General features: G+C 36.1%; 17 protein-coding genes and 1 tRNA gene. All 18 read right to left on the minus strand.

The window, feature by feature from the left end; all coding sequences use genetic code 11:
- Positions 1-28: 28 nt before the first annotated feature.
- The 18 genes from AADJ06_RS20230 to pth all read right to left on the minus strand — a co-directional run bounded on the left by AADJ06_RS20230 (position 29) and on the right by pth (position 24065).
- Positions 29-3283: a DUF499 domain-containing protein gene (locus AADJ06_RS20230; protein ID WP_341228317.1), complete on the minus strand. Its 3255-nt coding sequence runs from the start codon at positions 3281-3283 to the stop codon at positions 29-31.
- Between the two features lies 1 nt (position 3284).
- Positions 3285-4769 (minus strand): RNA-binding domain-containing protein, encoded by a 1485-nt coding sequence (locus AADJ06_RS20235; protein WP_341228318.1) that lies wholly within the window; start codon positions 4767-4769, stop codon positions 3285-3287.
- Positions 4769-5677, minus strand: a complete 909-nt coding sequence (locus AADJ06_RS20240) for a hypothetical protein (protein ID WP_341228319.1) — start codon at positions 5675-5677, stop codon at positions 4769-4771. The genes AADJ06_RS20235 and AADJ06_RS20240 overlap by 1 nt, the downstream gene beginning before the upstream one ends.
- Positions 5667-6779 (minus strand): DUF3696 domain-containing protein, encoded by a 1113-nt coding sequence (locus AADJ06_RS20245; RefSeq protein ID WP_341228320.1) that lies wholly within the window; start codon positions 6777-6779, stop codon positions 5667-5669. The genes AADJ06_RS20240 and AADJ06_RS20245 overlap by 11 nt, the downstream gene beginning before the upstream one ends.
- Complete coding sequence (locus AADJ06_RS20250; protein WP_341228321.1) at positions 6772-8145, minus strand: DUF262 domain-containing protein; 1374 nt, start codon at positions 8143-8145, stop codon at positions 6772-6774. Before AADJ06_RS20250 ends, AADJ06_RS20245 begins: the two co-directional genes overlap by 8 nt.
- Positions 8146-8157: 12 nt before the next feature.
- Positions 8158-11280: a DUF1156 domain-containing protein gene (locus tag AADJ06_RS20255; protein ID WP_341228322.1), complete on the minus strand. Its 3123-nt coding sequence runs from the start codon at positions 11278-11280 to the stop codon at positions 8158-8160.
- Complete coding sequence (locus AADJ06_RS20260) at positions 11277-11834, minus strand: hypothetical protein (RefSeq protein WP_341228323.1); 558 nt, start codon at positions 11832-11834, stop codon at positions 11277-11279. Before AADJ06_RS20260 ends, AADJ06_RS20255 begins: the two co-directional genes overlap by 4 nt.
- A complete protein-coding gene (locus AADJ06_RS20265; protein WP_341228324.1) occupies positions 11831-15262 on the minus strand; it encodes a helicase-related protein in 3432 nt (1143 codons plus the stop codon). The genes AADJ06_RS20260 and AADJ06_RS20265 overlap by 4 nt, the downstream gene beginning before the upstream one ends.
- Before the next feature lie 628 nt (positions 15263-15890).
- Positions 15891-16136 (minus strand): hypothetical protein, encoded by a 246-nt coding sequence (locus tag AADJ06_RS20270; RefSeq protein ID WP_341228325.1) that lies wholly within the window; start codon positions 16134-16136, stop codon positions 15891-15893.
- Positions 16133-16390 carry a hypothetical protein gene (locus AADJ06_RS20275; RefSeq protein WP_341228326.1) on the minus strand — a complete coding sequence of 86 codons (258 nt, stop codon included), beginning with the start codon at positions 16388-16390 and terminating at the stop codon, positions 16133-16135. Before AADJ06_RS20275 ends, AADJ06_RS20270 begins: the two co-directional genes overlap by 4 nt.
- Before the next feature lie 56 nt (positions 16391-16446).
- Positions 16447-18252 carry a hypothetical protein gene (locus AADJ06_RS20280; protein WP_341228327.1) on the minus strand — a complete coding sequence of 602 codons (1806 nt, stop codon included), beginning with the start codon at positions 18250-18252 and terminating at the stop codon, positions 16447-16449.
- Between the two features lie 164 nt (positions 18253-18416).
- The gene (locus tag AADJ06_RS20285) at positions 18417-18623 is read right to left on the minus strand and encodes a helix-turn-helix domain-containing protein (RefSeq protein ID WP_341228328.1); all 207 of its coding nucleotides are present in this window, start codon (positions 18621-18623) and stop codon (positions 18417-18419) included.
- A 37-nt stretch (positions 18624-18660) separates the two neighbouring features.
- Complete coding sequence (locus AADJ06_RS20290) at positions 18661-19578, minus strand: hypothetical protein (RefSeq protein ID WP_341228329.1); 918 nt, start codon at positions 19576-19578, stop codon at positions 18661-18663.
- 316 nt (positions 19579-19894) lie between these two features.
- Positions 19895-19968, minus strand: a tRNA-Asp gene (locus tag AADJ06_RS20295).
- Between the two features lie 169 nt (positions 19969-20137).
- Entirely contained in the window at positions 20138-21337 is a 1200-nt protein-coding gene (locus AADJ06_RS20300) for a nucleoside permease (protein WP_341228330.1), read from the minus strand.
- A gap of 35 nt (positions 21338-21372) precedes the next feature.
- A complete protein-coding gene (locus tag AADJ06_RS20305; RefSeq protein ID WP_341228331.1) occupies positions 21373-22560 on the minus strand; it encodes a Gfo/Idh/MocA family oxidoreductase in 1188 nt (395 codons plus the stop codon).
- 233 nt (positions 22561-22793) lie between these two features.
- Positions 22794-23258 carry a hypothetical protein gene (locus tag AADJ06_RS20310; protein ID WP_341228332.1) on the minus strand — a complete coding sequence of 155 codons (465 nt, stop codon included), beginning with the start codon at positions 23256-23258 and terminating at the stop codon, positions 22794-22796.
- A gap of 246 nt (positions 23259-23504) precedes the next feature.
- Entirely contained in the window at positions 23505-24065 is a 561-nt protein-coding gene (gene pth, locus AADJ06_RS20315) for an aminoacyl-tRNA hydrolase (RefSeq protein ID WP_341228397.1), read from the minus strand.
- Between the last annotated feature and the right edge of the window lie 94 nt (positions 24066-24159).

A 24159-nucleotide genomic window follows, 5' to 3' on the forward strand; every position in this document is an offset into this window, starting at 1 on the left:
AAAAGGATGTTTAAAAGTTAGCTTTTCATCATTCCTCTTCAAAATTAAGTCCGAGCTGCTTGGCGGATTCCTTTACAATTTTGTATTCATGACTAGCATCTGTCAGTGGCTTAGCTGCGGTAGAATTTGCTTTTATTTTGATTTCTATTTCAATATTATTCTGAGCTAATGGCATTATGAAACTATTGAATAGTTGGGTATAGTTCTCTAATGCTACTTTTCCTGATACTGTCAAAGATTTTATATTTCTATCTGAAGCATGAGCTGGCTCAGCCGCAACATTCAAAGTAGTGCTTGTAGGAACGGTAAGTGGTGTTTCCTCTTTTTCGCTAATTGAATCTCCGCCTACTTGTTCCTTAGGTACTGGCCTTAGAGAGTTGTCTATTAACCAATAAGTTTCATCTTTTACATCAAAAAATGGAACAGACTCTTGAAAGAAATATCGGGTGAAGTTATTTTGCTCGCCTTCGCCTGTAGCAATAGTATATGCCCCATTTTCACAGTACTTTCTTAAGCTTTGAGTTACGGATTCCGCATTTGTAATCATTGGCTTATCATCAAAACGCAAGAAAGCCTCATAGATGTCTTTAGCCTTAACTGACTGTTCGGCGGTCGGAAGTAAATTATTTTTTCTAAGGGTATTTAAGCCTATAGACTCTAAAAGCCACTCTTCCTCCATGAGCGTACTTAAAACAGTAGTGTTTATTTGGCTATCTATACTGTCCTTAAATTGTTTGATGGCCACTGTTGAAATATCTGATTTGACAGAATATTTAGCTACCAAAGAATAGGCTGGTACTAAAGAAACTTCGGATTGTTGAGAGGCATCATTCATTCTCTTTTTTAAATCTTCTCTTTGTTCTTTTTCGAGTTGTCCCTGATATTCTGAACTTATTTTATTACACGCTAGGTATTCTCTTACTTCGGTTTGTAACCTGCTTATTCCTACTTCTGAGCAAAGTAGAAAAAGAATAGTATTACGGTAAATACGTTCACTATTTCCTTTTTTAGTTGCTATTTTTTCAATTAGTGCTTTTGTCGTTTTTGAAACTTCGTTTGGGTTTGCGAGATGCTGAGGACTAAGAATTAGTAATGTAGGTTTAGTTTGCTCTGGAATATCTTCTGAAGGATTTACTAGAGTATTAAAGAATTGTACATTTTTTGATTTAGCAGTTAACCTATCAATAATTTCAGCAGTGATATCTACATCCTTGATGTCTCCTTTTGCTTTATTAATTAATATATTAATATTGGGCTTGGTATTGAACCAATACCTTTTGCTAGCTCCTCCTGCTTGTGCATAATATAAGTAATAGGCATTGCTTTCTAGTTCGTCTAAAGCTCCATTTACATTGTTATGATTAAAGCCTCTTGGAGTAAGTAAACTAAGTTTCAATTCTGGTACAGAAATCCCCTTATTAGCTCCTTCGTTTCCAAATGAGTTCATGAGGATTACAGACGAAAGAGATTGAGTTAAATTATTGCCTCCATATTCTGCTTTATTACCATCTATCTTAAATGCGTTGCTTGACGAACCCGCCACATCAGCCGTAATTACCGAATCATAGCCATTCCCGTAGAGCTTTTTTAATTGCCCTGACAGAGCGTCTAAATTGGCGAAATTAACTTGACCAGGGTGTATTAATAGATTTTCTCCTCTAAGTGAATTTTGACGACTCCAAAGGTCACTAACTATTGCAGCCAGTAAACGCAATACACCTCTTGTTCTTTGGAAATCATGATGACTGGCCCATTTTACTCTAAAAATATCAATTAGCTCAGGATGAAAAGGATATGATTTTAAAATCTTCTCTTTATACTGTGTCTTAACAGCGTGACCCGGTAGCTCTGTAAAATGTTGTTCATAAAGCTCCATATATTTCGATGCTACCTGTTCTAAGCTTTTTTGGTCACCAATGTTTTCAAAAAGTCTTCTTCTTATTACTTCATATATTTCATCATCAGCTACAGGTTGGGTATCAGCTCCTACACGACTTACACGTTTTTGTAGGGAATTAAGAATAGACTGAGCTTCTGGAGTATTGCCTACCTCTTGTGGTGATGCGGGTAATGTAATCACAGCAACGCAATTATTGGTAGATGCTACTGCCTCTGTAAGCTCTTGCATAAAGCTTATTGTCTGTTCGGATAGGTTACTTTTGCCCACCGAACGGGCAGATGCTTTTACACAGTAATCAGCTAATTCGTCAATTAAAATTAGTGCTGGAGTACATTTCTCTAACACTTTTTTAAAAAGGCCACCAGGAGAGATAAATTGTTCATCATTTAATCGAACAATCTCATACGCATCTTTACCACCTAATTGATAAGCTAATTCGCCCCAAATAGTTTGAATGCGTATATTATCTGTGGTCATGCGACCATTGGCAGCATCATTTGTGGTATTTGTAAACACAGCTACATTTGCCTCTTCAAATTGTGGTAAACTGGTATAGTTTATTAGTTCTTTGGCATAAGTAGATTCAGCTAGTTTCTTTCCATTTTTTGCTACATGAAAAAGAGATATCAGGGTATGTGTTTTTCCACCACCAAATCCTGTTTGAAGCGAAATTACCGTGTTATTGCCATCTTCAGTGCCATTAAGACCTTTTACTACGGTTCTGGCTATGTTTTTTAAACCAGCTGTGAAAAAAGTCTTTTCAAAAAAAACGGTACTACTTCTATATATTTCACGGCCATTTCCGAGTGCGACTTCGGCCAAGTTTGCCGCAAAAACAGATTCGTCTAAACGCCCTGTTTTGATATCTATATGAGGGTTTGCAATGACAAACCAAGGCTGTAATTCAGCACTATTTTCAAGTTTTTTAGGAACGGGCTTAATTTCTTCCTTTGCTTCATGTAAATGAGCCAATTCCGTTTCTAAATCCTCCATTTTTACGGCACGCATAATTCGCTTCATATTAATGAATACTATATTGTATTCGTCCGAAGTTATGCTTTGAAAATGAGCCATTTTATTACGGATTTCATTAATGGTCTCAAGTTGAGTAGCCAATTTGTTGACATCTCTACCAAAATCATCACGTAGTAGGTCTTTGTACTTTAATACAAAACCCTTTAGGTAGGGGTAATCAACTAATGATTCAGGTTGGGAGCCACTTCTTAGGCCCATTTCCCAGTGTTCTTTTTGATTTGGATATAGCGAATCAAAAAACATATCTGGCCACTTGTCTCCTACTTCTTTCATTAAGATAGACACTGTATAAGGTCTAAACGCTTCTATGAATAGACTAAAGGCTTTGTATAGATTATCTTGTTGCATTTTATTTCTTTTTTAGGATTGCCAAAAACACCTTTCCTTTTTCTGTTATTCTATTTTTCTGATTTGGGTCATTTAGCTCACCCTCACTTCTTTCAATCAACTGGTCACTTTCAAGCTTTCGTATGATGTTTGCTAAATGACCTGATATTTGCTTCTGCTTAAATTTTAAAGAAATTTCTTTCCTGCTAAGCTCCTCTTTATTTAGAAATTGTAACGTTTTACTATACAGTGTTTTCTTTTTCAACTCAGACTGTAACTCAGACTGTAACTCAGACTGTAACTCAGACTGTAACTCAGACTGTAACTCCTGCTGCAACTCCTGCTGTTGCTTGTATTCTGTATTAGTGTATTGTACTTGTAGTGCTATGCCTTTCTCTTCCCAGCTATACTTTATCTCTTTATAATCTCGAAGTTCATCTGCTATTTGTTTAAGACCGTTACCCCATTGGTCTATTACCCCCATTTTCTTAAATACTGGTGCTATTAATTTATTTCTAACATCAGATTGACGTGCTTCTAAATCATCAAAATCTATAGATGGTAAAAGTTTACCTGCACTAGTAATTTCTACCATGTCGTCGTAAATGGCAATCTTAATATCTTTACCTGTAAGTGAGTAATCTCTATGAACTACTGCATTACGAATAGTCTCTCTTATAGCTATAATAGGATATTGCCAACGCTCTTCTGTATAAACACCATTTACTACAGCACCTTTGTTTATATGGCGTAGTACAAACTCATAAGCAAGTTCTGCCTGAACAGCTATATTGCCCTCAAAAGTTTTTTTATCAATAAAAACTGCTGAACTAGTTCCTTTAAATCTTGCACATTCTATTTTGGCGTAAGGAAACAGCTGTCGTTTACTTTCTGCATCTGCAAATAAGAGTAAGGCATTGGTTGGCATAAGTTTTCCCTGCACCTCCTTTGTAAGGCCAAGTTTCTTTAGTGTATTTGGAGTAATGGCTTCACCCGTTTTCTCTAAAAACAATTGGCTAAATTCTTTTAATTCAATATCCTCAGGTTCAATATCAAAAACGATTTCATCATCAAATGAAATATTGCGTCTTTGACGCTCTAGCTCGGCTATGATTTCTACATCCGCTTGCCTGCTAGACGAACCAACTCTTATGTACGTTCCTTCGTTTTTCCCTTTGGATTTAAGGAAATAAGGTAATTGGCTGCCCCGATGAATTTTTACTCGTAAAACAGATTTAGATTTATCAGAAATAATTGAGATGTCTGGAAGAATAACAGGATGACAATGGGAATGAATTATGTTAGCTATCTGCTCCTCTAATTCCATCACATCTCCCTTCACACCAAGTATCTCTCTAGGCTTATCTTTTATACCAATAAACAATTCTCCGCCAGCATCATTAGCAAAGGCCACAATGGTCTTAGCCAAGTCTATGGCTTTGGGCAAACTCTCTTTAAACTCTAGTCGTCTACCTTCGGGTAATTGTATGATATCTTTTAATTGCATTAAAAATCAATATGTTGTCCAATGTGGCCAACTAATATTTTGCCATTTTCTATATCTGGGTCGCTCTCATAAAAATAAATTCTATTTTTATAATATGTATTATCCCCGACTTTGTCACTTTGATTAAACTTCATATGAGGTTCACAACACACTTTTTTTAGACCATTAACTGTAGAAAACTCAAATGTCATATTTGGTTTATGTTTTAGATTTCCTTCTGGTGTAACATCAATTCCAACGGAAGCACTAAAAGTTAGTAAGTCTCTTTTCCTAACATAGCTTTTCTCTAAATAATATGGTAAAGTATCATTTAAACATGAGAGACCTTTTACAAAGGATTGTGTGAAATTAATCCAACCACCATCTGTTTTATCAATTTCCATTTTTACCCTAGTATGAATATGAATGTAAGGGAAGTTTTTACGACATTCATCAATAAAATAATAAGGCTCACAAGGGTATTTCCCCAAAAAATATCTGTGAAAACTAAACCAAGTTTTAATGTTTGAAATTGTATATTTTTCTAAACCCTTGATAGCCTTACCCCCATATGATATAAAACCATAAGCTTTCTTTTCATTACAAAAATCAGCAGTTTCTTGGTCTTTCACCAAGTCTTTAATATCGGAATTTGACCAATTCGTTTCTTTTGCTCGGTCAATTATTTTCATTAAATACTTTTTAGAACTATTCCTAGAATTCAAATCTCCTTCAAATAAATATTTATACAGAGGAGTATTATTTCCAATGTTGACTTCATAAATATCATTGTGACGTAAAATGGAATCGCCATTACTTTTGATATTTTCAGTATCCTCGGAAAGCAATCCTATTGAATCTTCGAAGCTACTTATATCAGGATTAATAGAATCAAATGATTCATTCAATAAATAAAACTCAGCCTTCATAACCTGCTCTATTTAACTTGAAAATAGTACTTAAGTCACTTTCTTCTTGATCAAAAAAACCAACTGGCCATTCAGATAGCTCTGCATTTTCATTTATATCTAAAGGTATTATTTCTAGTTTTTTATCAGATTTAAGAAAGTTCAATGTTACTTTAGATTTGTCTTTAAAGCCATTTTTTGTTGCGAGTCGAACACCATTTATTACATGCTCACTATGTGTTTCGATAATTATTTGAACTCCTGAATTCGACATTTTAGCAATAAACTGCCCTATCCTTGATTGACCAAGCGGATGCAAATGAGCTTCAGGGTTTTCAATAATTAAAATGCAGCCAGGTTCGGCAATTAAAGCACTTACAATTATTGGTAAAGAATATGATATTCCAAACCCAATATTATTAGGATGTAAAAAAGCAGTATCTGCACCTTTTTTTCTTATCCCAATTCTTACTTGATTTATATCTTCATAAGTGGAAACATTAATTTCAATGTCTGGAATTATAAATTGCATCCAATATTCCACTTGTTTTTCAAATGTTTTTGCCTCACTTTTCGGAAACTGTTTATACTCGTAAATAGATTCTGTATTCTTAGATGCTAGTGAAATTGCTTGTCCTGTAAACTCTCCTTGAAAACCAACATTTAAGTCTTTTTGAACACTCATTTGTTGAGTATTTCTCGGGCCAAGCCTTTCCGCGTTCAAATAATGAAGATACTTATTAAAGGAGTTTTTAAATGAATAATCTGTAGACATCTTTTCAGCAGATAAACTCAAAGGGTTTTCTTTATCTATTTTAAAAACAATTGTTTCCGAATGATTTAATGAATCTTCAACTTTAAATTGTATATCTAAAGAGTCAGATTCAGTCGCTAAAATTTCTTGAGTACTGCCCAACTCGAGAAACGAGTCTATTTTATTGTTAATAGAAATAATAACATTTTTAGAATCTTCATTCTTGTAAAATTGGCGTAATAGTAGCATTGCCTGGATAATTGTTGATTTACCAACCCCATTTGCTCCCGCTAAAACTGTTAATTCGTTGAATTCAATTGAAGTATTTAAAAAGCACTTAAAATTTTGGATTTGTATTTTTTTAATCATGGCTTATTTTTAATGATTCGTTGATTAAACTTTCGGCTATTTTAAAACCGTAACTAAGCTTGTTCGCTTGATTCGTTCCTATGGTTAAGGAATCAAAATAAGCTTGATCCTCGGTGATTTTACTTACAAAATATTCTACCATTTGGCCTTTGTTTACAGTTTTATGGAATACATGAGGTGGTATTTTTGATAGCAATACTGACCAAACGGTGAAAAGAGATTTATTAATCAATGATCTTCTACTATCTCGGTAAGCCTCAAAAGTAGTTTTTCTAAATGCATATCTGCCAAATAAATAGTAGGCATTCTCCATGGCATTCTTAAATGAATTTTCTAAGGTTCCTTCTAACTCGGGTGAGTAGTTTTTGTTTAAATAATCCAATGTGTCATCTAAAAAGAACTCCATATCACCTTTATATGGGCTTTCAGTAATTTCGAGGTTTGAGATGTAAAAGGCAATGAACCTCATGACCAATTCTTGGTCTTCCATTCTAATTGGTTTGATACTGTTATCAGTCGCATTAATAAAGCCTTCTGACGAAGCTAAACTTTGGATAAGTTGCCTTACATTAGGTTTAGCCATACTATTTCTAATTTCTTGCCTATTGAGAGGTTTACCACCTTCGTTTATCCTTTTGAAAATTTCAAACTTCACGGAAGATGGAGTTGTTGGAGCAATAATGTTGAATGTCAGTTGAGTGTCTTCAATCCTATTTTGATATTTGAGCTTAAGGGTTCCGAATGTTTCACCCTCACAATCCTCTAAATACTCCAAACCCTTTAATTTCAACTTGTTTTTATAAAACAAATCAATGGTTGTAAGCCTTTGTAAACCATCCACTACTTGATATAAACCTTCATTATCTTCACTCAAATAAAATACAGGTAGGGGAATTCTAAGAAGTAGAGATTCTATTAGTCTTGATTGCTTAACAGAGTCTTTCCAAACAAAATAACGCTGAAAATCCGGCGATAAATCAATTCGTTTCTTGTCAATAAACCTTACGACATCAAGAACTGAGAAGTTTTTAGAGTCTACACGGATTTGCTCAGGGTCAAAATCTGGTTTTGTAATATGGGTTTCTGAGATAGAAGAATCATTATTTTCGGATTCTACTCCATGAGAAATGTCATCAATTTCTTTCTTTTTAATCTCGTTTATTTGGTCAATGAAAATGTTTATAAGATATTCTGAACCATAAGCAATATCAAGTTCAGCATCAATTTCAATAACGGAATAACCCAAATTTTGGTCTTCTTCAATTTTTAACTCCGGACTAATAGATACCCAAAATTTGGATGAGTCATCTTTCGTAAGACTTATTATTTCCTCCGTATTTGGTAGTTTTAAAATTAGTGTTTTCATATTTAATCTCATTTAACTAAACAAACCTGTTTGAACACCTTTGCTTTCTTGATTGCTCTTACTTTCTCTAAGCAGACTATCCTTATTAGCTAAAAGGCCATTGGCTTGTGTATAATCACTATCTTTCTTTGGGTCTTCTGGCAATAACTCACATAATGAAGTTACAACTCTCCAAAAGCCACCATCAGGGTTTTCACCATACTCAGTTAAATAACGTAGTAAGTGGCCACGGTTAGAGCCCAAATAGAGCTGCATCGCTTTGTGAACTTGGTCTATGAGTTTGCTGTTTGCTTTTTCTCCTAGGGTTTTACTTTGTGCTATACGCTCTTTAAAACCGCCTAGTGTCTGTTTATTTCCGTTTTTAATGAAAATATACTCAGTGAAAAGGTCATGTACATTTATGGTAAGACCTACTCTGCTAAACTTGGCTGCATCATCAAAATCACTTTCTGAAAAACCATAAAGCTGAAGCCAGCCTATGTAAAACTTGGTAAAATCATCTCCATCAAAGCCCTTAAGTAGGGCATTAAAAGCAGACTTCCTTGCCATTTCTAGCAGCTCGGCTACAGTAACCTCAGAGCCATCTGCTTTTTCTACTTTTTCATATTTGCCAAACTCGCTTACTGCCTGACCAAAACAACCAGTGAGTAAATCGGCCCCTCTAAAACCTAAACTATATAGTAACTCTACTTCTTTCTCTACGGTAGATTCTATGGCTTTTTTTACTTCTTTGTAATCTCCATAGTCTTTACGCTGCGAAGGTCGTGCTGATACTGTAACGGAAGAAGCCAAAACGGCTCCAGCTAAGCCTAAACTTCTATTTGCCATTTCTGTATCTACTGGCCAAGAGCCTGTAATATTCATTCTAGCATCTAGAATAGAATTACAAAGTGTAGTCCAAGCTTCTGTACTTTGATGGGCAAACATAATGCTTACTATGTCAGTAGTTTGTAGCTCTATGGCATCAAATATTTCGGTTAGCTTGTTTTCAAAGTGCTGCTTGGCTTCAGCCTTGCTATTTTTATGGTGATGTTTAAGTGCAGTACATTCCTCAGATTTGGGTGTGCTAGGAGTTGCAAAATTTAAAGGATAAACATTTCCTAAAGTACGTTTAAGCCAAACATAAAAGAAGTCTGATAAATCTGCGTATGCAATGGCATCATAATATGGCGGGTCTGTAATAACCGCTGTTATACTTTTGTCACCAAATTGAGTTTTATCACCACTGCTTGCGTTCTGAAGAATTGCCGAAAATGAATTGTCAGACTCTGATTCAATATACCTCGTGATCCAATTTAGTTGATTTAGAAGACTTCCCGTTGTGTCTCCTAAAAGATTTCCTTCAGGATAGTCGAACATCATTGGAATAGCCTGCTTAGAAAAAGGGCTTTGGATATTTTCTCGAGAAACATCCCATCTGCCAAATGTAGTATTAATTGCAGCTCCTCTATCGATTAATATTGCCAGATAAGTAGAAAGTGCTTTTCCGTATTCATTAAAACTTTCGAATGTTTCACCTAAATTTCTAAACTTCGAAATCAAGGTTTGCATGGCTAAAAGTTGACGATTGGAGAACATTTGACCCCATTGTTCCAAGCCCCATGTGCAAGAAGGAAGTGCTTGAGTATACTCCACAGGCATTTTTTCAGAAGGTCTTTGAATACTCGACATTGGTAAGTTATTGATAGATTCAATATCTTGAGTTGTTGGGAGTCTGTAGGTCTTTCCTGCTATATCATCCCAAATAACTGTTAATAACCTTTCAGTTGTTCTTCCTTCAAGAAACTGCTTTTTTAAAGTTTTCACATCAGTAGCATTACCACAACAAGGACATTTTAAATTTCCTCTATCCACCCAGCCTTCCTCTACACACTTGCCTATTTCAATTGTAAAGGCAATAGAAGAACCTTCTATAATAGGTTGGAGATAAACTTGTTTAGCCTTAGTGTTAGCTAAATAAAACTGTTTTAATAAAGGAACTTCAGCTTTACAACTAGGATTGCTACAAGTTCCAACTCTTGCCCAATAATAGGCAATAGGTTTAATTTCTTGCGTAATGGTGCTATTTCCTTTTTTTAGTTCTCTGAACTCACTGGGGTAAAACTGCCCAATTTCCTTTTCCGTTTCTGCTAATAACCTTTTGGCATAATACTCTACATCAAAACTTAGACGGTTGGGAATGTTTACCGCATTTGGGTCTCCGTTTTCATAGACTAACCATTTCGTATCTAAGGCTTCCCAAGCCTCTTGGGTATATAATTTTAAAAACTCATCTTTCGTATAAAAAATGGCCTTGCCGTACTTCTGCGGGAATTCTAAGCTCCCTTTTTGTACAATATGGGCTACGGGGTTAATGTCGTTACCGTAACTGCGGCAGCCTAGTCTGGCTGCTTCTAATGGTATAGCTCCTCCACCAGCAAATGGGTCAAACACCTTCGGCATTTTGCTTAGAAATGCTTCTTTGACTTTTTCTAAACTTTCTATTTTTTGTATTGTCTCTTCTGTTTCTAAGTGGCGATTAGGGGTGCTATAAAGGGCTTCCTCAGCAGTTTTTATAATTTGCCATAGACTATCAAATTCGGTAATTAATGCTTCAGCACTCTTTCCAGATCTAGCATTATGGGCTACAAAAATCAGCTTGCGAGCTTTACCAATAATAGCCTCATTGTTTTTATTATCCCACTTTATTAGGCTGTCATTACTTAGTTTGTCCTTTGCTCCAGGTTGTTTTTTTGTTTTGCCTAAAAGGTATTCCTGCATGGGGAGGCTAAACTTACCTATAAACATTTGCAGTCTGTTACGGGCATTGTCTTCCATGCGGTCTATTACCGCAGTCCATGGTATATCATCGTAAGGTTTGTATCTGTTTACAAGTCCTTGCTCCATCAGTGGTTTTGCTTCTGACCCCAATAGAATTTCAACAGCATCTTTAAATGCTTGCGGGCAATGTGGGTCAAGTGGGTCTGGTACCAAGCTAGCAAACACCACAGCTCTACAAACAGGCAAGGGTCTACGTGCCCACCATAAATGTAAAGTAGAAATATGCCCATGGCGTATGGATTTATCTCGTACACTTTCAGATGAGATTTCTTTTATAGGTAGGGCTACTTCTATTAGTTTTTTAGCTTGGGTCATACTGTTGTTATAAAATGCTTATTTAGGATTTCCCAATTTTCAAGAAACGGGCTGAAATCTCTAATAGTGTTATCCAATTTTCCTTCTAATAAACCTTTAAGCTCAGATTTTTTAAGGCCTCTGGTTTCGTAACATTTATTGCTTTTGAAAACAGCTAAATACATGACAATGTTGGAAGAATTGGTTTTAAATTTATCGAAAATGCTAATTAGTTCCTTAGGCTTTACGAATATATAGTCTGCTGAATGGGTAAGACCGTCATAATTCACAAATACCCAGTAATCTGCTTTAGAATCCACGATTTTTTCACGTTTCAAATTATACCAAGCTGTAGTTTTAACATATGACTGTATTACATCATTACCATGAGACCAATTAAAGTCACGAGAGTACTTAACTTGAATTGTAAGCGACTTAGTGACCTCTTGATTTGTTAATAAAAAGTCAATTCCACTATCTTTAGATGGAATCCAAATAGATAAGTTTGGGAATCGTTTTTCAACTTCATTCCCAAATAAGAACTCTCCGCCATGTATGGTGAATAAAGGTTTCACTTTGCAATAATTTTAGATTGCCACTCCGCCATTGGAAGAAAGAATTGAATACCCTTTGATTTCCTCATGAATTGTAACGCTTTGGCTGGGTTTTGTATTCTGAATAGCTCAGGTGTTGACTTACAGTTAATTACAATATAAAGCCATGCCGCATTTCCTAGTTGTGCTAGCCTGTTCATTTCGTTTTCGCTAAGCATTACACTTCCATCACTTCCGCTACGACCTTTCACCTCTATATAGCGTTTAAGTTCTTCATTGCTGATGCTTTTTATATCATAGCCTTCATTATTAGCTGATACATCTTTAGGAGTCCAGTTTTGGGATAATTCATAGTTCATCGCTTTTTCCATAGCTATGGCCTCAGCCTCGTCATCTCTAGACATACCGTAATGTCCGGTGTATTCTACTTGTGATAGTGGAATTATATACGCACAGCCTAAAACTTCAGGTGCTTTGGGGCTAAGCTGCATCATTAAATCCAAACTCTCTAATCTCGATTTTTTCTTTTCAATAAGCTCTTCTATTCTTTCTTGCTTCTTGTTTAGTTTTTCTTGTACCCGAAGATCTCCAAATAACAATTTCGTTTGTAACTCTTGAATCTCGCCCTGGAGGTCAAGAATTACCTGTGTAAAAGCTGTTTCCAAATATCCTTTACGATCTCTTGAGTCATTTAATACGTGCTGTTGGGTTTCCTCAAACTGAGGTTGAGTAATATTTTCAAAGCTCCATAGAATTACCTGGTCTTGATTCATGTCAGAGGGAGGCTCTACATTTTTTGCGAAGTCGGTAGGAGCATGTAGGTCTATAAATTTTGCAGGAGAAGTGAATTTGAATTCCTTTGAATTATTTTGGATAACCATCATTAGCCTTTCATCTGCCACACTATCATCGCCATTCACATTTCTATTATCTACAATTTGACTTTTTACAAAAAAAGCAAAATAGTCCTCTTTGTCATCTGGAGATATAAGAACAGTGCCTTTCAACATGTCTTCTCTGTATTGATTCCTTGCCACATTTACTAAGCTATCGAAGACCGGATTGCCAGGGTTAATGTAATGTACTTTGCCTAAATCACCCACGTTTTGGTAATCTAAAAAGATTTGTTTGTCAAAGCAGAAAAACATAGAACGGAGACTATCGAAATGAACCCGAAAACGGTCTTTTAATTCATTGGCAATAGAGTCGGGCATTTTATCAATGCGGTAAATAGAAGGACGCACTGAAGTGAATTCTCCACCTAGATGTTTGAAAGCTTTTTCAAAGAATAATTTTATGTAAATTGGTTGTAACCGCTTCTCATCGGAGTTTTCCTTTAAAATCCTGGCATCTTTATAATCAACTACACTATGAGCTAGCTTATCTTTTTGGTCTTTAATTTTTTCAGAAAATTTTAACTTTAGGGCTTCTTCATCTTGATTCAGAAAACGGTCAAGGTCAGTTTCTTTACCATTAAAAACGGAATTAATGATATGGTCTAAGCCTACACCTTCTAGTACATCTTGAATTACATCATATACTCGGTCGTCTCCCATTCCTTCACGAATAATGTCAAGTTTGGTTAATAACCTTTCTAACACCTTACCTTCTTTGGTATTACTGGCAACCATGTTAAAAACTAAAACATCTTGTTTTTGGCCGTATCGGTGTATTCGACCCATACGCTGTTCGAGCCTATTAGGATTCCATGGGATATCCCAATTTATAAGCAAACGGCAGAACTGTAAGTTGATACCTTCACCAGCGGCATCAGTGGCTATTAGAATTTGTGTTTCAGGGGTTGCAAATGACCATTGTGCATCCCTACGTTCATCCACATTTTTGCCTCCATGAATAGTAACTACATTATAACCTCCACTACTTTTTAGTCTTTCCTCAAGATATAATAAGGTGTCTTTATGCTCTGTGAAAATTACAAGTTTCTCGCCCTTATCTAGTACACCATTTGAACGTAATAAGTCCTGTAATTCTTGAAATTTCTTTTCCTCTTGCTTTCTGTTATAGAGGTTTTGAGCCATTTCAAAAAGTTTTTTCACTTCGGAGGCTTCTGTTTGTATTTCACTTAAACTTTTGGCAGTGGTGAAAAGCTTAAATTTTCTTGGGTCAGAAAGGATGTTCTCTAAAGCGTCTCGTTCTTCATCTTCTAGTTCTTCATATTCTTCAATGTTGTCAACATCAAAGCCTTCTAGCTTGTGTCTTTGATTCCACAAGTTCGGGTTTTTATTAACTTCATCTACAATACCTTGAAGAGCTTTCCAGCGTCTCTCGAGAGTGTTTCTGATAGCAAAAATAGAACTAACCAAGCGTCGTTGCATTACGGTTAGTGCCAATGACACATGAATATTTTTGGTCTCTGTAGCCTCTTCTTTTTTTGAAGTGAGATATTTAGTTACAGAATCATAAAGTTCTTTTTCTTCAGATGTTAATTGGTAGGCCACTGTTTTGGTAAACCTGTTTTTAAACAGTGGCTTACCTTGCCAGTCCTTCATGTCCTCTTTTAGTCTTCGGATGAAGAACTTGTTAATCCCATTGTGCTCTAGTTCTTTTATTCTAGCTGAAGCTATCTCGTTAGTTGCGAAAATATCTTCATCCAGTAATTGTAATAGTTTTTTGAATGTATCAGCACGACCTCTATGTGGTGTAGCGGTAAGTAATAAGATATGTTCGCACTGCTGTGAAAGAACTTGGGCAGCCTTATAGCGTTTTGAGAGGTATTGCTTATTGCCGTAGTCATAGGCAGAAAGTTTATGACATTCATCAAATACTATCATGTCCCAGTGGGAATTGCTGGCCACATTCAGGATGTCTTCTTGACTGATGAAATCTATTGAGGTAACAATTCTTTCTGTATTATGGAATACATTTGGGTCAGAGGAAAATAGAGCTCTATTTACCAGAGTAAATGGTAGGTTAAACTTAACACCCATTTCGTCTTCCTGCCACTGCTTGGTCAGACCACCTGGGGTTACAATTAAAATACGTTCTACTAAGCCTCGAAGCATTAATTCCTTAATTAAGAGACCGGTCATGATGGTTTTGCCAGCACCTGTATCGTCTGCAAGCAAGAAGCGTATTTTAGGTAATGGTAAAAGGAACTTATAGACGGCCTCAACTTGGTGTGGAAGTGGGTCGACAATACTACAATTTACTGCAAATAGGGGGTCGAATTGATAAGCCGAATTTATTCTTTCAGCTTCTGCGAATAGACCGAAATTAGTAGGGTCTCCTTTGAAATTGAAGGTTCCATCTTCTGTTAGAATTTCCAGATTCTCGAAATCAGACTTAGAAAGTACTTTAGAATTCGCTTTATTGCTGTTTACCCCAGTGTATTTAATAGATACCATACTTCCTAAGGGCTGAATCTGATTTATAATTACAGGCTCAGATGGAATGATATTCTTGACTATTTTTCCTATTTGTATGGACATTATTAAGGGTTAATCTTTCAATAATACAAAACTAAAAGTCAAACTAAAGTGCTTTTATTCGAAAACGTGCATTGTCAACAAATTTACAGTATCTTTTTAAAAGGGAAGAGTTTCATTTTAGGAGGTCTTTATGTTGGTCTCCTTTGATAAAGTATTCATCTTAAACAATCCTGTGAAACACAGAGTTAAAATCAAGTTTATTAAGATTTTCCTAAAAATTCAAAAGAAAAACTAAATGTTCTAGTCATTCAATTTTCTGAAGCAGAAAAGCATCTATGAAATGGGTAGGTTTTGGGAAGTATTATTCTTTTTTACTTTAACCTTTATGACTATTACAGGTTATTTAGAAGACCTAACCGAAATTTCTTCTAACGCAGTTAGCTCTTAGTTAGAAATTGACCTAACGCAGAAACACCTAACCAATGAAAAACCGCCTAACAAGAGCTAACAAGAGCTAACAAGAGGCCTAACCGAGCTAACGGAAGTTCTAACCGGAACGCTAACGAGGCCTAACTTTAACTCCTAACGGCTGTAGTTTGGGCTGCTAACTCAGGAGATTTTACATTTTGTCCGACATTTTATTATTCATGCAAGTTATGTTGTTGTAAATCTCCTTTTGATACAAGGTTTAGCCAAGAATTCGTCTTGTTTTTATAAAAGTATAGAAAACTAAAAAGAGTGAAACACAAACTATCATAGCTAACCAGTTTCTATTTTCGGTCTTGTTTTCTTTTAACTTTTGAGGCCTATTTTCAAGAACTTTTATTATCCATTTAGAGAGTGTTAGTTCCTCCTCTTCTGCTTCTATTTTTAGCGTTGTATACAGTTTGTCTGATAATCGGAAACTTATCTTTCTAGACTTTGATTCTTTCATTTTTCTAAAATAATTTGAAAGGTTTTATTACCAGCAACCTTATGTGCCTCCAGAAATTTTATAAAAAATTGAGGTAAGTCAACGTTGGGTTCGCATCGCATTCGGTAGAATAAGTCCGGAGAAGTCAGGTGTTCCTTTTCTATAATAGGATTTAAAATTCCCTTGTGCTCTTCTTCAAACTCATATTTCAAATTACAATTTTCTTCTATTACCCATTGACCTTTTAGTGAAAACGGGTCTATTTTGCTTAACATATTAAAGGTTCTTTTTATTACGATTATAAGATTAGGTGTACATTTTCAACATTCAATTATGCAGCCTTCCCATATAGGCAGTTAAAAATATGCGTATGATGAGCTACGTAGTCTTTGTAAAGTTCAGGAGCATATTTTTCTAGTATCTCTGAGTGTTTAACATGGGCTTTCTTTTGCCCTTCTTTGGGTTTGAAACCCAACTTCTCCGGTGTTAGAGGAATTATCTTACCTCGCATTCTTTCAAAAGCTGGCCCAACTCTTAAGCTGGCTGAATTAACCACGTTTTTACCTACCTTATTGGTCACTAGGTCTAAATATTCTTGAACATCATGGTCAACTATCTCTCTATCTGAATAAATAGGACTTTGTGTATGGTCTGATGGTGCAAGCACTATCATTTCGGCTACTACTTTGGTATAGTATTTTAGGTCATAGAATGGCCTTTTGATGTATCTCTTAGGTATCTCAATTCCTAAATCAGGTGTAGATTCAGAAGAATCATCTGTTAATGATTGACAGGGAATTTCGGGTTCTGTAACTTCTTCTTCTACCATGACATACCTGAAACCATTTTCATCTTGAAGTACTTTCTGGCCTTCTTCCAGTTTGATACCTCTTAAGTTGTCCGAACAGCCCCAAAGTCTTCCATTTATCTTCCTTTCTTCAAACTGCGGCTTATAAAACTGCATATCCTGCTCTACTTCATGGTATTCTCCTGTCACTGGATCTTCTTCATAGTCAAAAGTGTGTATGCAGTCCCTTTTAAAATCTTCTGAATATTGAACTCGTTGGTTTGCCTGAATAGGTATCTCAGTAGGCTTTTTAGTGACATATTTTATCACATACGCTGCTACATGGTTTAGGTTTTGAATACCATGTATATCTGTTGAATTAGGGTTAGTCCATCCGCAAGCAACGCCCTCTTCATAAGCTTTAAGCTGTTTTTCTCTAGCTGCGGCCTTTACTAATTTTGGTCTTATTGGTGTTCCGTACTTAACCGTTGTTTCCATGTACGAAGCAAATACAGGGTGTATTTTCTTTGGTAACCTTCGAGTACTTTGAATTTTTTCGGCAATTTTCTGAATTTGTTTACAATCCTTTTTAAATTGCTCTTTTTCAATTCTAAAGCCGTCTTTGTGATAACGCTCTTGTACATGCTTATAGCCTGTCACATAGCCTAGTTTTTCGCAGCATTGGTTCCACTTCTCTCTTATTCTTTCCCATGGGACATACCTGTCTACCAGTACGTGAAAGTGTATGGAACCGTTCTTTTGCGGCTCGGCTCTCCAAAAAAAAGCATTTACTCCAAAACCTTTTTGCTCCCCTTTTCTTGTTCCACGCTTGTAATGTTCATCTGAGGAGTGCTTAAGCCAGTTTATAAATGGATGAAGAATATGTTCTTTTATGTCCCTGTCTCTATGTATTTGTAAAGATGGAAGTGTTAAGGTAACAAAAGTAGGTAGTACTTGCTCAGTGTCAACTCGCCTATCTTGCTTCTTAAGGTCAACACATACTTCAATGGCTGTAAGCCACACTTGAAGCATTTGTTCCAACTTTCTCTTGGTAGAGGGTGAAATGTAGCCATTGTATGCATTATCTTCTCCATTTTGGTTTAGTAGATTATTTATGGCGTTAGCATTTTCTAAACGCTTGGTACCTTTCCTTCGGTAAACATCTACTTGAGTGATGGATTGAGTTTTAAATTTGACCAGCGTTTCAAATGCTCCAAGCTCTCTAACTCCGTTTACGTCTATGCTTTGATACTCTTTTACACTTTCAGCTTCTTTTTCAGCTAACTCTTTTACTTCTTTATAGTGCTTCTCTGTTCCAAAAAGTCCAGTTTGGGTGATTCTATTATTCATGCTTGAGGTGATTCTAAATTCTAAAACTTGTCGAATTCCTTATTTTCCGAGAATCGACGTTAAGATAAACCAACTATAGGAGGTAGGTGATTTTTCTTTCCTTTTCAACTAGCTCAAAGGTTTTCGGTGTGACCGATAGATCGAATTCTATTGGAAGGAATATCTTAACTAGGACGGTTAAGAGGGGTTAGAGAGTTCAGAATCTCTGAGCGTAGGTAGTATACCTTTCCTTCTATGCCATAGGACTGTACTTTTCCTTTCTTAGTCCAGTGCCATAAGGTGGAAAGATTAATTTGAAGAAGGTCTGCTGTTTGTTTTCTAGAAAGGACTTCTCTTGAGTCAGATGTTGGGATTGATTTGTTTGATTCCATTTTGCATTTGTTTTAGTTGAATTACAAAGGAATAGACTCAGTCGTTATCTAGAAATAACGATTTTGTCTTGATGTCAGCCAATGTCTGATAATAGTGATATGCATAAGGCTCAATACTAATCTCTTTTAATGTTTTAATCCTAGTAAGATCTATCTCATACTGGCTATATATCCAGGGTTTATAGTCTTTATGGTATAGGTTTTTCCATATATAACCATCATTTATCATTTGCCGATAGAGATAACTAAAGACACCATTTGATGGACCGAACTTGCAGGTATCAACGTAATGCTTGAAGATTCTCCATCCGTTACCTTTATAAAAAATGTTGGGGTATGGGTTTTTGGCATCGGGTTCTGATATGCTTAAACGAAAGGCGGAACTTTTAATATTTTCGTCAAGTAGCCATTGGATTAGTCCGATATATTTTAAATAGAAGGCCAGATTAGTTTCGAGCTGATTCAAGTCTTTGACGATACTAGTCAACTCAAAGTATTTTATTACACTTAATCTTTTTGGGGTAATAGGTTTGTAAATTTCAACCCACATTGAATCTTGCCTTGCTTCTTTGAAACGTAATTCACATTCTAATTTGCTTTGTTCGTATTCCTCGCTTTCTGGGGTATTTACAGTTAACAATTGAAGGATTTGTAGACTAACAGTCGAATGATGAGCAAAAATTAATTCAAGGGTTCTATGAAGCTTCAAGCTGTACTGAGAAATAGCTAATCGTAATTCAAGTGCAAAGTCTTCATCGAGGAAATGTTCTGGTTGGGCGTTTGTGAATTCTTGTATTTCATTTAATGTTTCGTTAAAAACTGGAATGTCTAAATCTTTTTTGCTTTGTTTGATTAAATCAAGGAGCACACCTAGATTTAAGGATTTAATTTTACCATACGGTTTGGAGAATATGTTAAGTAATTTTTTTAATAATTTCTTTTCTTCGCCGGTCATAATTCAATAGGATTATTAATCTTTTGCCAAACTAAGTGTTCCATCATAATCCTGATTCTTGGGTATATTCCTAATGAAAACTTATATAAAGCTAATATATATTGTTGTACGTTTAATTTTAGAGAACCGTAAATAGAAAAAGCTGTGATATGTGTATAAAAACGCTTTATTACTTTTTCTAAAATTAAGAAGCACCTGTAATTGGTAAAAAAGAAAAGCTAGAAGAATAAAAAGGCAGTTACGGGCTAAATGCGGACTAAAACAAAAAAGAGGAATCATAAATGGCTAGTTACTAGCGTATTATAATTCCCCTGAGCGGTCTGGACGAGACTCGAACTCGCGACCCCCTGCGTGACAGGCAGGTATTCTAACCAACTGAACTACCAGACCAGAACCAAATTTGGAAGCTTTTTCCTGATTTGGAAGTGCAAAGGTATACTAAATTTCCTTTATGTCAAGACCTGTGCTGAATATTTTTCATGTTTTTTTGTGGCACTTAGTCCGTTTTTCGTGTAAGGTGTTGGTAATGATTTTGTTATATCGAAAAAGAAAATGAAGATTAATTTTCAGTAACTGCATTTTTCTTATCGTTGAAGAATATCAAGAATAAAATGGTAGCTATTAAGGCCATTCCGGCAGGGATTAGCCAGATAGTTTGCCATACGTGGCTACCGTCTGCTAGTGTGTATTGCTTTACAAACCAGCCCGAAGACCAACTTCCTATTAACATTCCTAAACCGTAGGTAATAAGTGTAATGAATCCTTGGGCGGAAGCTTTTACTTTTTTGGGTGCTGCTTGGTCTACATAAATTTGACCGGTCACAAAGAAAAAGTCATAACAGATGCCATGTAAGATGATACCGATATATAACATTGGAGCTAGGGCTTCATTATTGCCGTAGGCAAAACAGAGGTATCTTGTTACCCATGCCACCATTGCTATCAGGAGCATTTTCTTGACGCCAAGGCGGCTAAAGAAGAAGGGCATCAATAGCAGAAACAGGAATTCAGAACCCTGTCCAAGTGTCATTTTTCCAGCAGCATTTTCCAGACCAATTTCATTTAAAAAAGGATTGGTGAAGCTATAGTAAAAGGCAAGTGGGACCGAGATTAATAATGAGCATAGTATAAAAGTTACAAAATTTCGGTCTTTTAAAAGTGCTAAAGCGTCTAAACCCAAAATATCGCGTATTGATGGAGCTTTTCCTTTGTTTTGCGGAGGTGTGCTAGGTAAAAAGAAACTGTAAACGCCCAGTAGAATAGATGCTCCGGCACCAATCTGAAAAACCATACTAGTGTCTTCAATCTTCATCCAGCTAATGAGTATACCGGCGGCTATCCAGCCAATAGTTCCTAGAACTCTAATTGGTGGAAATTGAGTTTTGGTATCGGACATTTGATTAAAGCATATCGCATTTACTAAAGCGAGTGTTGGCATATAAAGTAAAGCATAAACTAATAGCGTCCAGAAGAACGCGGTGGGGTCTGTTACCTGAATTAAGAAGTAGAGTATTATACCGCCACTTAAGTGCATTATTCCCAAGACACGTTCCGCAGAGAAAAAGCGATCGGCTACCATACCTATTACAAACGGAGATATTATAGCACCCCAGTTAATGGTACTATAAGCCGCACCCACATCTAGGCCGTCAAAGCCAATTTTTATTAAATAGGTACCCATGGTAACGTACCAAACACCCCAGATAAAAAACTGGAGAAACATCATACTAGACAGTTGTAACTTGGTTTTAAGTTTCATTTGGCTTTGTTGTTTTAAACTGAAAATAGGGAAGTTTACTTCCTGATAATTTCTCCTGTCTTCTTGTCTTTGAGTAATAGTGTTTTACCTCCATTTGGCATGACCTCTTCTTTGAGTAAGTAATATTGGTCGTTGTAAGAGGTAAGGCTATGACTTTCCGTGGAGTTGGGTTCTTCTCCTCTCCAATCTTCAATTTCTATTGTTTCCCATTTTTTAGATTTAACCGATAAGTAGGCTGCGTCCATAATGGCGTTTACCACGTAGCCATCGTAAAATGTCTCTGTGGGGCTAGTTCCGTTTTCGTAAGCTGTGAACATGTCGTTGAACATGTGATTATACCCAAGATCTTGATTTTCGTCTGCCACGGGAAAAATCCAACCTGAATCTGATTCAGCTTTTTCGGCTACGTAACCACTTTGGCCTGGAGCGGTAAACATATCAAAACCTGTTCTAAGAAAATGGTTTAGCCAGATAGTACCTTCTGTTCCCATTACTTCGTCTCTGATGTCAAGTCCGCCACGAAAGGTCCAACTTACTTCAAACTGTCCAATAGCTCCATTAGCATACTTTACAAGGCCTATGGCGTGGTCTTCTGCATCTATTGGTTTTACCTGTGTGGCAGCCCAACACATAACCTCAATGGGTTTCTGTTCTTTACCAATAAAACTCCTTCCTATTTCAATGCAATGACAGGCGAGGTCTAGAATGGCCCCACCACCGGCTTTTTCTTTGTCCCAAAACCAATCGCTATGCGGGCCAGGATGAGTTTCTCTAGATTTGGCCCAAAGTATTCTTCCTAAAGAGCCCTGTTTGATGTTTTCAATAGCTTTAAGTGTTTTGGGCGTATAAACGAGGTCTTCCATATATCCATGGAAAACTCCTGTCTTTTCTACGGCTCTTAGCATCTGTAAGGCTTCTGCTGCGTTCCGACCGAGGGGTTTGGTACAAATAACTCCTTTGCCGGCCTTGGCACAGGCTAAAACAGTTTCGAGGTGGAGGTAGTTTGGTAAGCCTATTACCACAATGCTTACATCCGGGTGGTTTATGGCCTTTTTGAGGTCTGTGCTGTATTCGGGAATATTAAATTTTTCGGCAAACTTCTTAGTGCTTTCTTCACTTCTAGAAGCGGCTATTATTATTTCATCTTTACTTCTTTGTCCTAGAATAGATGAGGCATAAAATTCTGAAATGAAACCTGAGCCTAGGATGGCTAATTTTTGCATAATAGGGATAGTTTTTCTTTAAAAATAAAGCTAAAACTACAGATAGGCAATTAGCAGAGCCTTCGGTTTTTATTTGATACTGATTTTATGAGTATGCCAGAAAAGTTAAATGTATACAAAAAAAATAGCCGCCCCCATGAGGAGCGGCATTTGTCTATTCAACCCTAACCTATTAAATCTTTAAGTTTCTGTGAGGTGTACGTTGTAAACCTTACTAAGAAACCTGTGTTTTATTACCTACCTACTGTAGCTTCTAAGCTAATAGCAGGGATTTCGTAAATGTTTTCTAATGGCTTTTCTTCAACTTTGTTGCTCCAAAGGAAGTTGAAAACTTTCTCTGTTACATCTACTTTTTTAAGCCATAGTTGAGACTCTCTGCTGTTCATTTTTGCAAGTTTCGTATTGATGCTTGCTACAGCGTTTGAAAATTCTACTTTCTCTGTATCTGAAAGGTTTAAAAAGCTTCCTGTTTGATTGTTATACAAACGAACCACATTGTTGAAGGTTGCCCACTCATCGTTGTTCTTTTTTACGAACCTTTTTGCTTTCTTATTCATGAAAACTTTGAAGTTAAATTCAGAGCCTGATGATAAGTATATATTTGAATTTACGTTTACAGAGTCATTTGCTTTAGCTGAACTCACTCCCGAGATAGCTGCTGCGATTACTAATACTAAAGTTACTAATTTATGTGTCATAATTCGTGGAATATTTATGTTTCCGTTTTTTATTATGATGCAAATGTGAGGTATTTGTAAGCTCTGTGCAAGTTTTTCACTAGACGGCATACGGTATATTATTTTGATTTATGTTTATTATCCAGAATGGGTAATCGTTTTGTGGTTATTTGAGCTGTAGAATCCAAATAATATTCTATTCCTAAATTATTTAACTATATAATGTATGTATTTCTAGTAGAGTTAAAAGTTCTTCTAAAAGTACAATTATTCATTCCAGGAGTTCATAGTTTTGTTAACACCTACGAAGCAAAAGCTTAAAATCATTTCTTTGACCTTCTCTAGTTTATTCATTATTTGAATCATTTCATCTTCAGAAAATTCGCCCAATACATAATCGACTTGTCTGCCTTTTGGGTAATTGTTTCCTATTCCGATTTTTAATCTAGCGTATTCCGAACCTTGGAGTGCTCTTTCAATATCCTTAAGTCCGTTATGGCCAGCCGATGAGCCTTTCGGTTTTAGTCTTAGCTTGGCTATAGGTAATGCCAGGTCGTCCACTAATACCAATATATTCTCTTTTGGAATCTTAAGAGTGTTCATCCAGTATTGCAGAGCCTTGCCAGAGAGGTTCATAAAAGTAGTAGGCTTTATTAGGTGTATTTTCCTGCCTTTCGCTTTCCACTCTGTATGGTAGGCAAGTTTTTCCATGCTAAACTTTAAGCCTTCTTCTGCAGCTAGTTTATCTAGAGCCATAAAGCCAACGTTATGTCTGGTGAAGGCATATTTTGGTCCAATATTACCAAGTCCTACTATAAGGTATTTCATTTCGTTTAATTCTTCTGGTAAATTATTTTCCTCTTTTCTGAATTTTTGGAGAAGGTTACTGAAAAAATTACTCATTAAAGTGTCTTATTTTTAA

The organism is uncultured Arcticibacterium sp. (assembly GCF_964021845.1).
Lineage (GTDB): Bacteria > Bacteroidota > Bacteroidia > Cytophagales > Spirosomataceae > Arcticibacterium.

Coding starts and splice junctions, on each gene's coding strand:
- AADJ06_RS20265 (WP_341228324.1), bottom strand. CDS start 15,262: ATGTCCATACAAATAGGAAAAATAGTCAAGAATATCATTCCATCTGAG.
- AADJ06_RS20270 (WP_341228325.1), bottom strand. CDS start 16,136: ATGAAAGAATCAAAGTCTAGAAAGATAAGTTTCCGATTATCAGACAAA.
- AADJ06_RS20250 (WP_341228321.1), bottom strand. CDS start 8,145: ATGAAAACACTAATTTTAAAACTACCAAATACGGAGGAAATAATAAGT.
- AADJ06_RS20280 (WP_341228327.1), bottom strand. CDS start 18,252: ATGAATAATAGAATCACCCAAACTGGACTTTTTGGAACAGAGAAGCAC.
- AADJ06_RS20285 (WP_341228328.1), bottom strand. CDS start 18,623: ATGGAATCAAACAAATCAATCCCAACATCTGACTCAAGAGAAGTCCTT.
- AADJ06_RS20300 (WP_341228330.1), bottom strand. CDS start 21,337: ATGAAACTTAAAACCAAGTTACAACTGTCTAGTATGATGTTTCTCCAG.
- pth (WP_341228397.1), bottom strand. CDS start 24,065: ATGAAATACCTTATAGTAGGACTTGGTAATATTGGACCAAAATATGCC.
- AADJ06_RS20310 (WP_341228332.1), bottom strand. CDS start 23,258: ATGACACATAAATTAGTAACTTTAGTATTAGTAATCGCAGCAGCTATC.
- AADJ06_RS20290 (WP_341228329.1), bottom strand. CDS start 19,578: ATGACCGGCGAAGAAAAGAAATTATTAAAAAAATTACTTAACATATTC.
- AADJ06_RS20235 (WP_341228318.1), bottom strand. CDS start 4,769: ATGCAATTAAAAGATATCATACAATTACCCGAAGGTAGACGACTAGAG.
- AADJ06_RS20230 (WP_341228317.1), bottom strand. CDS start 3,283: ATGCAACAAGATAATCTATACAAAGCCTTTAGTCTATTCATAGAAGCG.
- AADJ06_RS20275 (WP_341228326.1), bottom strand. CDS start 16,390: ATGTTAAGCAAAATAGACCCGTTTTCACTAAAAGGTCAATGGGTAATA.
- AADJ06_RS20245 (WP_341228320.1), bottom strand. CDS start 6,779: ATGATTAAAAAAATACAAATCCAAAATTTTAAGTGCTTTTTAAATACT.
- AADJ06_RS20255 (WP_341228322.1), bottom strand. CDS start 11,280: ATGACCCAAGCTAAAAAACTAATAGAAGTAGCCCTACCTATAAAAGAA.
- AADJ06_RS20305 (WP_341228331.1), bottom strand. CDS start 22,560: ATGCAAAAATTAGCCATCCTAGGCTCAGGTTTCATTTCAGAATTTTAT.
- AADJ06_RS20240 (WP_341228319.1), bottom strand. CDS start 5,677: ATGAAGGCTGAGTTTTATTTATTGAATGAATCATTTGATTCTATTAAT.